The 14,509-nt window shown below is 31.1% G+C and carries 5 protein-coding genes; 4 read left to right on the top strand and 1 reads right to left on the bottom strand.

Going from position 1 to position 14,509, the window contains the following annotated elements:
* The coding region (locus tag FDK22_RS08235) for a DUF5801 repeats-in-toxin domain-containing protein (protein ID WP_138152444.1) at positions 1–9,421 on the top strand (9,421 nt) is incomplete at its 5' end.
* Between the two features lie 132 nt (positions 9,422–9,553).
* Positions 9,554–11,464, top strand: coding sequence for a transketolase (gene tkt, locus FDK22_RS08230; RefSeq protein ID WP_138152443.1), 1,911 nt, complete (start codon positions 9,554–9,556; stop codon positions 11,462–11,464).
* 40 nt (positions 11,465–11,504) lie between these two features.
* On the opposite strand, the gene FDK22_RS08225 is transcribed toward tkt, so the two are convergent.
* Positions 11,505–13,418, bottom strand: a complete 1,914-nt coding sequence (locus tag FDK22_RS08225; RefSeq protein WP_138152442.1) for a sensor histidine kinase — start codon at positions 13,416–13,418, stop codon at positions 11,505–11,507.
* Between the two features lie 122 nt (positions 13,419–13,540).
* Between FDK22_RS08225 and FDK22_RS08220 the strand changes: the two genes are divergently transcribed.
* Positions 13,541–13,846: an ArsR/SmtB family transcription factor gene (locus FDK22_RS08220; protein WP_138152441.1), complete on the top strand. Its 306-nt coding sequence runs from the start codon at positions 13,541–13,543 to the stop codon at positions 13,844–13,846.
* Positions 13,847–14,133: 287 nt separating this feature from the next.
* Entirely contained in the window at positions 14,134–14,487 is a 354-nt protein-coding gene (locus FDK22_RS08215) for a gamma-glutamylcyclotransferase family protein (RefSeq protein WP_138152440.1), read from the top strand.
* Positions 14,488–14,509: the final 22 nt, after the last annotated feature.

The following is a 14,509-nucleotide window of genomic DNA, read 5'->3' as shown; positions in this document are numbered from 1 at the left end:
ATCAATAAACTTAACACAAACAGTAACAGATGCAGATGGAGATACAGATACAGCAACAGTAGCATTAGCATCAAGTGATACAAGTGTAGATGTAGGTGTATTTAATATAAAAGATGATGGACCATCAACAAGTGTAAATGATTTAGTGAAATTAGATGATGATACTATGCCAAATGGAAATGCTGGAGGAGTTGATGATGATATAGACTCTTCAAATACAATAGGTACATTAAATTTTGATTTTGGAACAGATGGAGCAGGAAGTGTTGAACTTACAGGTATTAATAGCAATTCATATGGATTAACAGCAACTCCTAATGCTGATGGAACTTTATTATCAGTTTATCAAGATCAAGGTGGAGCAAATCCTATTTTAGTTGCTACAATAACAGTTGATTCTGCAACAGGTGATTACTCTGTTACTCAAAAGGCTCCAATATCTCACCCAACCTTAGATGGTTTGGCAGGAGATGATACAGAAAACAATGTAAACTTTGCCATTACATATGATGTAAAGGATGCAGATGGGGATAAAGTTTCTGGAAGTTTAAATATTAATATTGATGACGATACACCAGAAGCTAATGATACAGAGAGAACAATAGATTTACATCCAGAGGCAGTAAATTTAGTATTTACATTAGATGTATCAGGGAGTATGGGTAATGATGTAGCAGGGACATCACAAACAAGATTAGAGATAGCAATAGAAGCTATGGAACAAGTAGTAGCAGATTATCAAGCACAAGGAAGAGATGTATTGATACAAGTAAATACATTTAGTACAAGTGCAGATTCAGCAGAAAATGGGAAATGGATGACAGCGAGTGAATTGTCAGCCTTTTTAAATACATTAAATGATAATGGATGGACAAATTATGAAGATGCATTAGCCGTTACTCAAACAGCATATGAAAGTTCAATAGTTCCAACAGGGACAACATATGCATATTTTATTTCAGATGGATACCCAACAGTAGAGATGGATGATTCAACTTCAACAGTAGGTGATGTAACAGATGGGAATCATCAAGATGGTGTAGATGGAACAACTGCAGATACAGGATATATAGATGAAGCAAGATTAGACGCATGGAATGCCTTTGTATCAAATCCAGCAAATAATATAGAAGAAGTATTCGCAGTAGGAATAGGAACAAATGTAAATGAAACTTATTTAACACAAATTTCAAGTGATGTAACAATTGTTGATAATCCAGCGGATTTAGTTTCAACTTTACAAGGGACAGTTGTTTATGAGACAGGAAGTTTAGATTTCTCATTTGGAGCAGATGGAGCTGCAGATGGAATAGGAAGTAAACAAGATGGTGATAAATTAGCATTTACATGGGAAACACCAATAGTAAAAGATTCAAATGGTAATGATATTACAAATATCACTTGGGTAGTTTCAGCTAATGGAACATTAATCACAGGTACAAATAGTAATGGAGAAGTAGTTGTAAAAATAGAAGCAACAGATATTTATACAAATTCTCCAAAATATGTAGTAACACAGTTAGATAAAGAAAGTGGTATAGAAAGCTTAAAAGTACCATATACAATAACAGATGGAGATGGAGATAGTGTAACAGCTAACTTAGATATTGCTGTAATTATTCCAGTAGATGATATTCCAACTATTACGGTTGAAGATGCACTTGTAGATGAAGATGCATTGCCATCAATTAATACAACTGATACAGATGGCTATAATAATGTGTATACAGAAACAAAAGCATTGACATATGACTTTGGAGATGATGGAGCAGGAAGCATTCAATTTACAGGGAATCAAACAACATCATTAACAGCAGAAGGTCTTGATATAACATTAGAGTATTCTAATAATAATCAAACAATTACAGGAATAGATGAGAATGGGACACCAATATTTACTATTTCATTAGACCCAGCAAATAGTGAGTATACATTTACATTACATGAGAATGTTGACCATCCACAAATGAATGTAGAAGATTTATTGTCTAATTTATCTTTAGAAGTAGAGATAATAGATGGGAATGGAAGTAGAGCGACAGATACAATTAATATTGAAATAGCTGATGATATTGCATCTGCTAATGATGTTTTAAAAATAGTAGAAGTAGACACAAAACCTGTTAATTTAGTATTTACATTAGATATCTCAGGAAGTATGGGTAATGATGTATCAGGAACATCACAAACTAGATTAGAAATCGCAAAAGATTCAATAGAAGATTTAATTTCAGAATATGAATCACAAGGAAGAGATGTTTTAGTTCAAATCAATACATTTAGTACAACTGCATTTGGAAATGGTATTTGGATGAGTGCTTCTGAAGTTGCTACATACTTAACTAAATTAAGTGATGGTGGTTGGACAAATTATGAAGATGCATTACAAGAAACAGTAAGTAGTTATTCAGTTTCACCAAATGGAGGAGATACATATGTGTATTTCTTATCAGATGGTTATCCAACTGTAGAAATGAATGACTCTACAACTTATAATACAACAGACTATACAAATGGAAATACAACAGATGGATTTGAAGATCATGATGGTACACCATATGTAGATTCACCTACATTAAATAGTTGGAATACATTTGTAAATGATTCATCAAATAATATTGCAGGTGTATATTCAGTAGGGATAGGGACAAATGTAAGTACAACATATTTATCATTAATTTCATCAAATGTAATTGAAGTTGATAATCCAGCAGATTTATCATCTACTTTACAAGGAACTGTAATAAGTGCATCAGGAACATTTGACTTTAGTTTTGGAGCAGATGGAGCAGCTGATGGAACTGGAATTAAACTTGATGGTGATAAATTGGCATTTACATGGAATACTCCAACTGCAAAAGATGTAGATGGAAATGATGTAAGTGTAGATTGGACTGTATCGTCAGATGAACAAACAATTATTGGAAAAATCAATGGTGATGTAGTAATTAAAGTAGAAGCGAAAGATATTACAACTAATCCAAAATATGAAATAACACAATTAGATAAAGATAGTGGAATTGATGATTTAGTAATGCCATTTACTGTAACAGATGGAGATGGAGATAGTGTAAGTGCTAATTTAAATATTGGAATTGATGATAAACCAACAATTAATCCAAATCCAGATTTAAATGATCCAGAATCAATTGTTTATGAGAAAGGTTTAGATGATTCAACTGATGATAGTGAGATTGATACAGGAGTATTTAAAATTACCTCTCCAGATGGAATTGCACAAGTTGAAATTGGTGGAACAACATTTACAAAAGCAGAATTATTAGATACAAATAATACGAATTCTTCGCCAATTGATACTGTAGAAGGAACACTAGTTATTACAGGGTTTGATGAGAACACAGGATTAGTTAGCTATGAATATACATTAAAAGACAACTTAGATCATCCAACAAATAATAATGAGATAAAAGATGATATTTCATTAAAAATTGTAGATCCAGATGGAGATGAAGCAACAGGAACATTAACAGTAACAATTGTTGATGATGTACCAGTAGCAAATGCAGATGTAAGATCTATGAATGAGAAAACAGATACTTTAAGTGGTAATGTTTATGGAAATGGACAAAATGGTGATGTGGCAGATGATATTGGAGCAGATAGTGATGATGCACCAACATATGTAACAGGAGTTGCAAAAGGTAATGATACAACAAACCCTGTATCAGGAAATGTAGGAACTTCATTTGATGGTGAGTATGGAACAATTACACTAAATGCAGATGGTTCATATACATATGACTTAGATAATGCAGATTCAAGAGTATTAGCATTAGATGATGGACAAACATTAACAGAAGAGTTCACATATACAATTACAGATAGTGATGGGGATACAAGCACAACAACATTAACAATTACAATAGAAGGTAAAACAGATAATACTCCACCAGTAGTAACAGATGCAAGTGCAAGAGTATCAGATGAAGGTTTAGTTGATGGATTAAAAGATACAACAGGTGAAAACCCAGGAGATGATACAACAAATAAAGTTGTTACAACAGGAAGTGTAGCATCAGATCCAGATGGTGATGCCTTAACAGTAAAATTAACAGCACCAACAACAGCTTTAACATCAGAAGGTAAAACAGTAGTATGGAGTGGTGAAGATACAGATACATTAATTGGTAAAATCAATAATGGAACAGTAGCAAATCCAGACTGGCAAGAGGTTATCAAAATAGAAGTAGATAGCGCTGGAGATTATACAGTAACACAATCAAATCAAATAGATCACCCAACAAATTCAGTTGAAGATGTAGTAGGATTTGATGTTGGGGTATATGTAGAGGATGTTAAAGGAGCATCAGATACAGGAATATTAAATGTTGTTGTTGAAGATGATATGCCAGAGGTAACTGTAACATCAGTAGTTAATACTACAGATGTCGGAATTCCTGAAATCTTTACTGGTGATGTAAGTTTCACTGGAAGTGGTGGAAATAATCAAAGTTATACATTTGCAAATGGTGCCGTAACAGCTACTGCACAAGGATTCACTTCAAGTAATGATTTAACATTGACTGATACAGATGTAAATCAAAATTCAGGTGGTTTAGGAGTTGCAAGTGATAGCTCTCCATACCATAATATAGCAAGCGAAGTTGATTTTAGAAAAACATCAAGTGGTGAAACTGGTTCAGAGGAATTAACTATTGAATTAGAAGATGGAAAGATTTCTTATGGAGCAAAAATCAGCTTCTCATTCATGTATGGAGGAGAAGAAGAAGTTGGTGAAGCATTATTTTATAGAGATGGTGTGTTAGTTTCAACTCAAAGATTTACTTCTGATGCAACAAGTGGAGATTATGCAAAAGATTTCCAAGTAGTTGATGGTGGATTTGATACAATAGTTATTAGAGCATTAGATAATGGTGAGAGTTATTCTCATGGAGATAATAGTGATTTCGCAGTTTCAGGAATCGAGTTCTTAGGAAGCTCTACTGCTACTCCAGATTCTTATGCTGAAGGTACAATTGATTATGCATATGGAGCTGATGGTGCAGGTTCAGTAGTTCTAACTGGAATTACAGAAACTATCACTGTTGATGGAAATGCAGTAACATTTGAAAATACAAATAATTCAATTATTGCAAAAGATAGTAATGGAGATTTAGTATTCCAAGTACAATTAACACCTTCAACAGGAAAATGGGAATTCTACAAATACCAAAACTTCGAAATTGAAAATTCAAGTACAAATATCTTAGATATTGATTTTAAAGTAACAGATGGTGATGGTGATTATGTTTTAGAGAGCATAAAAATAAATATTCCTGAAGATACTAAGCCAACAATTTCAGTTATTGATGGTTTAGTGGATGAAGATGCTTTATTGGGAACATCTGATGATGATAATTATGACCCAGATGTAAAAGTTGTTGAAGAAGCAATTACAGTTGACTTTGGAAATGATGGAGCAGGTTCAGTTAAATTTACAGCACAAGATGGTTCTACTACTTCATTAACATCAGAAGGAAAAGCAATTTCTCTTTCTGTAACAGATAATGGTACAAAAATAACAGGTAGCACAGTAGATTCAGATGTGTTTACAATAGAAATCATTGAAAATAATGGTTCATACAGTTATAAATTTGAATTATTAGATAGTGTAGACCATCCTAATATGTCATCAGAAGATTTATTACAAACATTAGATTTTGAAGTAGCAATTACTGATTCTGATGGAGATGTTGCAACAGATACAATTAATATTGAAATAGCTGATGATATTGCATCTGCTAATGATGTTTTAAAAATAGTAGAAGTAGACACAAAACCTGTTAATTTAGTATTTACATTAGATATCTCAGGAAGTATGGGTAATGATGTATCAGGAACATCACAAACTAGATTAGAAATCGCAAAAGATTCAATAGAAGATTTAATTTCAGAATATGAATCACAAGGAAGAGATGTTTTAGTTCAAATCAATACATTTAGTACAACTGCATTTGGAAATGGTATTTGGATGAGTGCTTCTGAAGTTGCTACATACTTAACTAAATTAAGTGATGGTGGTTGGACAAATTATGAAGATGCATTACAAGAAACAGTAAGTAGTTATTCAGTTTCACCAAATGGAGGAGATACATATGTGTATTTCTTATCAGATGGTTATCCAACTGTAGAAATGAATGACTCTACAACTTATAATACAACAGACTATACAAATGGAAATACAACAGATGGATTTGAAGATCATGATGGTACACCATATGTAGATTCACCTACATTAAATAGTTGGAATACATTTGTAAATGATTCATCAAATAATATTGCAGGTGTATATTCAGTAGGGATAGGGACAAATGTAAGTACAACATATTTATCATTAATTTCATCAAATGTAATTGAAGTTGATAATCCAGCAGATTTATCATCTACTTTACAAGGAACTGTAATAAGTGCATCAGGAACATTTGACTTTAGTTTTGGAGCAGATGGAGCAGCTGATGGAACTGGAATTAAACTTGATGGTGATAAAGAAGCTTTTAATTGGGGAGATGAAAACTTATCTGATAGTTTTGATGAGATAATTGTAAGTGGTTCAGTTGGAACAATTACTTGGAGTTATGCAAATGATGGAGTATCTGATGATTTTACAACTTTAATTGGTAAAAATAGTTTAGGTGAAACAATTATTAAACTTACAGCTACAGGATTAGATACAGCAACACCAGGATATACAATTTCACAGCTTGATAAAGATTCTGGAATTGAGACATTAACTATTCCTTATACTGTTACTGATGGAGATGGAGATAGTGCAACTGCAAATTTAAATATTACAATTAATACACCAATTGATACAAATGTAATAACTTGTGAAGATATAAGCTATACATTTACGTTAGATGATTTTGATAGTAATGCAACTACTGTAAGAATAGATTCTTTACCAGTACTTGGGACTATATTATTAAATGGAGTAGCAATATCTACACCACTTGAGATTAGTTCAGCTGATATAGATAATGGAAAACTTACATTTTTACCTGATTTACATCAATCAGGAAGGGATGAATATCATGATGCAGGAACTGGTGACCAACAAAATGATTATGCACAGTTTAACTTTAGTATCTCTACAGATAATACTGCAACATGGACTTCTACATCTTCAGTTATGACTATTGACGTTTCACCTGTAGCAGATGCTCCAACATTAAGTGTTTTAGGAAGTACTGAAAATACTACAACAATTGATTTAACTAATGTAAATGACACAAGTGGTGGATATATAGTTAAAGCATATTACCATTATGATAATGATGGAGATGGAAAATTAGATGAAGCACCAATTTCAATTGTAACAGGTACAAGTCATGATGGTTTTGGTGTTCAATCAACTACTCCAAGTGGTGAAAATCCAGGTAACGAAACAGAGATAAGCTATCACCCAGGAGAAGGGTCTGAGGTTATTGCTATTGAATTTGAAAATGCATTAACTAGTGTAGATGTTAGTTATGCATGGAAACATAACTATGATAATGGTGATGGTGATGGTGAAATTGCAATTGTAGAATTCTATAAAGATGGTGTAAAAATAGGTTCTCAAGAACATTATGATGCATCACAAACTGATACTGTTGATGGTCCATATACTTTCTCATTACCAAATGGTGGAAGTTTTGATGAGATTAGAATTTCAGCTAAACAAGAGGGTGATGACTTTTTAATTCATGATGTGACATTTACTGAATTGGTATCTAGTCAGACAGAATTAACTATTGAAAGTGGAAATGATGCATATTTTGCAATATCATCACAATTAGTTGATTTAGATGGCTCAGAAAGCTTTAAAAGTATAATTGTTGATAATTTACCTGAAGGGTTTACTATTTCTGATGGAGCACATACCTTTACTGCAACTGCAGCACTTGATTACGTAGATGTAAAATCATGGGATATGGATGCTATTAAAGTTTCAGTACCAGATGGAATTACTCCTGACGAGTATGTTTTAACAATTACTGCTAAATCGGAAGAGAGCTTAAATGGAGAATTTACCCCTGCAGATCCAGATAATTGTCCACTTGAAACACAAATAAGTAGTGAGTTTAAGTTGATTGTTCCTGATAGTTTACCAGTGAGTTATAATGAAACTAATAGCTTAGTATTTGGCGATGCTACTACGAATCTATTATTCACTTTAGATGTTTCTGGTTCGATGAATGATGGGGTAAAAGATAGTAATAATAATTGGACTACAAGATTTGAAATTGCGAAAGCATCAGTTATCTCAACAATTCAAGCCTATGCAGCAAATGGTGAAACTGAAGTTAACTTAACACTATTTAACTCTTGTTCTGCAAATTTTGGATGGATGAGTACTTCTCAAGCTATTGCATTTTTAAATGATTTATCAATGAACAATCATGATGATTTAGTATATTCTGGCTCAAACAATACATTTGCACATTTAGTTAGTCATGATTTATCTGAACATGCTACAAATTACTATCTAGGTTTAGAAAAAACTATGGATGTTGATTTTAATGGGCATGATGCTGATTCAACTATTGCATATTTCTTATCTGATGGTAATCCAAATAACGATAGTTGGAGAATTGATGAAGATTCTGATCATACAATAGTTGAATGGTCTAATTATGTATCAAATAATATTGATAAATTAAATGTAATTGGCGTAGGTTCAGGAGCAACAGAGGGACCACTTAAAATTGTTCAAGTTCAAGATGGAGATGAAGTTCTTATGGTAACTGATGATTCAACACTTGGAAATGTACTAGCAGGAACAGTTACAGCCTCTGTTAATGGAAATGTCTTAGAAAATATTTCAGAAGGAAATGGTGAAATTTCAATTGATAGTATTGAAGTTGATGGAAATACATATACAAGTGCAAACTTCCCTTCTTCTGGAGTAGAATTAGATGGCGATGGTACACTAAGATTTGATTTTACATCAGGAGATTATACATATACTGCTAAATCTTCAGAGTTTACTAATGATACCTCAAAACTATTTAGTGTAACAGCTTCTGACGAAGATGGAGATAGTACTACGGTAGATGTAACAATTGAAGTTGATCTTACACCGACACAAACTGAGAATGTTATTGATTTAATAGATGCCGATACTATTGATTTATCAGGAGTTTTATCAGCAAATACTGATGCCGTTGATATGACTAATTCACATACAAATAATTTAGAAATAAATGTAGATGATTTAGTTATTGATGATGACAAAGAACTAAAAATCTTCGGTGATAGTGATGATAAGGTAACTCTTGAAGGTGGAGATTCTAACTGGACTTCTCAAGGTAAAGAGGAAATAAATGGTGAAGTATTTAATGTTTACCAAGGGACAGATGGAGCTTCTAATATTAAAATCTTAATAGATGAAGATGTATCAATTGACCCAGACCTTTAATATTTAAGAAGAAAAAGGAATTTCCTTTTTCTTCTTAATCTTTTGTAAAAATTTGCTTCAAAAACTATTTAACTATTTTTAGCTATAATCCACAAAATTTACAAGAACAAAACTTCGATAATTAGGAACATTATGTCAAAACAATTACTTCAAAAGCAAGCTGATACAATTAGATTTTTAGCAGCTGATATGGTTCAACAAGCAAATTCAGGACACCCAGGTGCACCAATGGGTATGGCTGATATTGCTACAGTTTTAAGTTCACACTTGAACTTAAACCCAACAAATGAAAAATGGTTAAACAGAGATAGATTAGTTTTCTCTGGAGGCCACGCTACAGGTTTAGTATATTCACTTTTACACCTTTGGGGATTTAATGTTAGTATCCCAGATATGAGAGAGTTTAGACAATATAACTCTAAAACTCCAGGTCACCCAGAATATAGTCATACACATGGTGTAGAGATTACAACTGGTCCTTTAGGTCAGGGTATTGCAAATGCAGTTGGTTTTGCAATGGCTGCAAAATATGCACAAAATACTTTAGGAAAAGATGTTATCAATCATAAAGTTTATTGCCTTTGTGGTGATGGAGATTTACAAGAGGGTATCTCTTACGAAGCTTGTGCAACTGCAGGACACTTAGAATTAGATAATTTAATTGTGATTTATGATTCAAATGATATTACAATTGAAGGTGATACTTCAATTGCTTGGTCTGAAAATGTTAAGAAAAGATTCCAAGCAATTAATTTTGAAGTATTAGAGATTGATGGGCATAATTTTGATCAAATAGACAAAGCTATTGTTACTGCTAAATCTTGTGATAAACCTGTTTTAATTATTGCTAAAACAGCAATTGGAAAAGGTGCAGCAACGTTAGAAGGAAGTCATCATACTCATGGTGCTCCATTAGGTGAAGATGAAATTAAAGCTTCTAAGAAAAAAGCTGGTTTTAATCCAGAAGAGAAATTTGTAGTACCTTATGATATTAAAGGTTCTTTTGATAAATTAATCGTTGGACTTGAAGCTGAAAATGCATGGAATGCATCTTTATCTGTTGAAGCAAAAGAAAAAATTGAAGCTCTTCAAAATCCAAATTTTGATGCTATTAAATTCCCAACATTTGAACCAGGTTCATCTGTAGCAACAAGATCATCTAATCATAAAATCTTAAATGCAATTGCTAAAGCAGTTCCAGGATTTATTGGTGGTTCTGCTGACCTTGCTCCTTCAAATAAAACTGAATTAGAAAATATGGGTGATTTCCCAAATGGAAGAAATATCCACTTTGGTATTAAAGAACATGCAATGGCAGCTATGACAAATGCAATGAATTTATATGGTTTATTTAGAGTATTCTCAGCTACATTCTTTGTATTCTCAGATTACTTAAAACCAAGTGCTAGAATTGCAGCATTAGCTGGTATCCCACAACACTTCGTATGGACACACGATTCTATTGGTGTTGGAGAAGATGGACCAACTCACCAACCAATTGAGCATTTATCTCAATTTAGAGCTTTACCAAATTTCTATACATTTAGACCTGCTGATGCAAGTGAAAATGTTGATTCTTGGAAAGTTGCTTTAAAAATGAATGCACCAACTGCATTTGTATGTTCAAGACAAAATCTTGAAGTATTAAAACCAGAAAAAGCATTTGGTAATGTTTCAAATGGTGGATATTTATTAAAAGAAAGAGAAGATGCGACAGTTACTATTATGGCATCTGGGTCTGAGGTTATGTTAGCACTTCAAACAGCTTGTAATCTTGAAAAAGCAGGTATTAAAGCAAACGTTGTTTCTGTTCCTTGTTTTGACCTTTTAATTGAGCAAGATAAAGAGTATATTGATACAATTATTAAACCAAATACAAAAGTATTTGCAGTTGAAGCAGCAAGAGGATTAGAATATTATAAGTTTGCTGATGTAGTTTATGGTATGGATACATTTGGAGCAAGTGCACCAGCTGAAAAATTATTTGAACACTTTGGTTTCACAACAGAAGCTTTAGAAGCAAAAATCAAAAACGATTTATAATATTTAATAAATAGATGGGAAAACTCCCCATCTATTTCTTCTAATTTGATATTGGAAGAGTTATTTTAAAGATGGCACCTTTTTCTATTTGTTTGTTATACTCATACTGGATATTATCCACTTCAATTGTACCATTCATGTGTTTTGTAATTATCTCTTGAGACATATATAAACCTATCCCTGTTCCTTGTGCTTTATTTTTTGTAGTAAAGTATGGCTCAAAAATACGCTCTTTTATATTCTCATTTATACCTTTTGCATTGTCTTTTATCTCAATTATTACATTGTTTTCATTCTTATATATTTCAATAAAAATCAAACCATTTTCTATACTATTTTCTAGTATGGCATCTTTTGAATTACTTATAATATTTAATAAAACTTGTAATAATTCCCTTTCATAGCTTATAATAGAGATATCTTGTATTTGTTGTATTATTTCTATTTTTTTAGCTTGAAATTGTGATGATAAAAGTTTAAGTGTTTTAGCGATAACATCTTTCATGAAAAATTTATTTTTATTCTTATCTGGTCTAAAAAAGTCCATAAAATCATTTATAGTTTCAGCTAAGTGATTAGCATTAATTTGAATATTATCAATTGATTTATATAAAAATTCATCATCTTTAATTCCTAACTCTTTGTTTAATTTTATACTACTTGTAGAAGTTGTAATAAGAGACAAAGGTTGTTTCCATTGATGGGCTATATTTGCTAACATTTCTCCCATTGCAGTTAATTTACTTTTTTGTGCCAATAGTTTATATTGTTTTTGATTTTCATCAATATGTTCTTGAATACTATCTTTATATTTTTTAAATTTCTTTTCAATTATAAATGAAATATAGAAGAATAGAGGAACTAAGATAATAATTGAAATCAAAAAGATAAAAAGTAGATTTTTTAAATTCTCTTGATACTCTTTTTCAATTCTTTTCTTCTCATCCTCAATAGCTTTTGAAGCATCATCTACATAAAAACCTGTACTAATAGTCCATCCCCAATTAGGAATATTTTTTAAGTAGATTATTTTTGAAGATACAACATTAGAGTTTGGTTTAAAAAAGTCTAAAGTGACAAATCCCTCTTTTGTTTTTAATATTTTTTTTATTGTATCTATTGATTCAGTGGTATTTGTTTCTTCAAGAATTTTGAAAACATCTTTATTAATCAAATTTTTATTTACATGACTTATATATTTTTCATCTTTGTTAGTTACAATGAAATAACTGTTTTTTCCGTATCTTAATTTTTCAATTTGTTTTAAAATCTTTTCTTGAGTATCTTTAGAAAACTCTTCTAGGTATTCGCCCGTTCCAATAACCCAATTTAATTCATGAAAGTTTTTAATAAATCCTATTTTTTTATACTCTTTCTTATCTTCTTGCGATTTTACCCAGTACCAGTTATAGAATATTTCATCCTTTTTTTTCAATAGTTCAAGGGGTTCTTTTACAATATAAGAACCTTTTGAATCTCTTGTATTATAAACATCTTTTCCCTCCAATTCTGGCATTATTGGATGTAATTGATTTTTCCCCTCTTTATCAATAATAAAAAAGTAAGCTCTATCATTGTTAAATCTAATCTCTCTTATAGCAGCTTTTATCATCTCTTTTATTTCATCTTTTGAGTGATTGTGTTTATATCTATAATAAATATTTTTTGCAATTTTGTGAGTTTGTTTAACCTCATAAGAAAGAGATTTTTCAAGATTTTCTTGTAAGTCTTTTTGTTCAGACACAATATAATAATAAAGATTGTCAATTTGTTCTTTAATTGTTTGTTTTTTATTTTTTATAAAAGTGGATTGAATCTCTTCTGTTAATTTATTAAATTTTGTTTTTTTCTCAATATATAAAAAAGTTGTGATAGCAATAGTAAATAATAGAGCTAATATCGGTAAGGCAAACCGAATAAAAATTAATAATTGTTTTTCATTTTTGTAATTCATTATATATTATACTAAATTTTTCAATGAAATCATATATCATAGTTTATTCTAATATATCAAGATATGTTGATATGTTAAAAATTTTATGATATACTTCCAAATATATTAAATAAGGAGTTTACATGGATATATTCTTAAAGTCTGTTTCAGCGTTAAATGATGAAACTAGAATAATGATAATCAAGTTTTTAAATATCCATGGTAAATGTTGTGTATGTGATTTAGAGAACTCTTTTGATATGATTCAATCTAGACTTTCAAGACATTTAAAAATCTTAAAAGAAGCAGGTTTTTTAAGGGTTGACAGAGTTGGTCGATGGGCATATTACTCTATTCGAACACCTTTAGATGAGTTTCGTCAAGGTGCTATAAAAGAGATTATGACTTTAGATATTGAATTACCAAATTTAGTAAAGGTTTGTCAGTAATTACGCCAGTAGTAAATATGCTATTAATAGTAACTTTATTTTAAGCAATATCAAGAAGAAGTTTTTTGAAATTACCTATTGGTAATGAAAAAAAATACTTGAAGATAGTGTTTAAAAGAGAGTTATAATTTTGCAATAGTTTTGAGAGATTAAAGTTTAACTTTTCATCTCTCAAACTAATATATAAAAAAATTTCGAAGTACAATGTACGTCTAAAATTTTTTTAAACATCATTTTGAGGATTAAAACTTCTATTAATAATATATTTACTATTGGAGTAATTACACTTGACTGAAACACTTTTTGTATATGGAACATTGATGCCAAACTGTCCAAATGGACATGTTTTGGAAAATATTGTTGGTAAGTTTGTGCCAGCAACTGTAAGAGGGAAATTAATAGACGCTGGTTGGTCTGCAGGGATGGGATACCCTGGAATTAGACTTGATATTGATAGAGATACTATACATGGGTATCTTTTTTATTCATCAAACTTGATTAATCATTGGGATTTTTTAGATGAGTTTGAAGGGGAAGAGTTTGTCCGGACTCCAGTTACAGTTGAAAGATATGATGAGATAGAAGTTGATACTTTTATTTATACATTAAAACCGGAAATTTATGAATTAGCAGAAGAGTAACTGTTTAGTTACTCTTTCTTTG

Source organism: Arcobacter arenosus, from assembly GCF_005771535.1.
In the GTDB taxonomy this organism is placed as follows: domain Bacteria; phylum Campylobacterota; class Campylobacteria; order Campylobacterales; family Arcobacteraceae; genus Halarcobacter; species Halarcobacter arenosus.
Note: the sequence above shows the minus strand (reverse complement) of the source record. Positions and strands in the feature narration are given on the sequence as shown.

Bases quoted from the DNA above. Each gene is read 5' to 3' on its own strand.
- tkt (WP_138152443.1), top strand. From the start codon at position 9,554: ATGTCAAAACAATTACTTCAAAAGCAAGCTGATACAATTAGATTTTTA.
- FDK22_RS08225 (WP_138152442.1), bottom strand. From the start codon at position 13,418: ATGAATTACAAAAATGAAAAACAATTATTAATTTTTATTCGGTTTGCC.
- FDK22_RS08220 (WP_138152441.1), top strand. From the start codon at position 13,541: ATGGATATATTCTTAAAGTCTGTTTCAGCGTTAAATGATGAAACTAGA.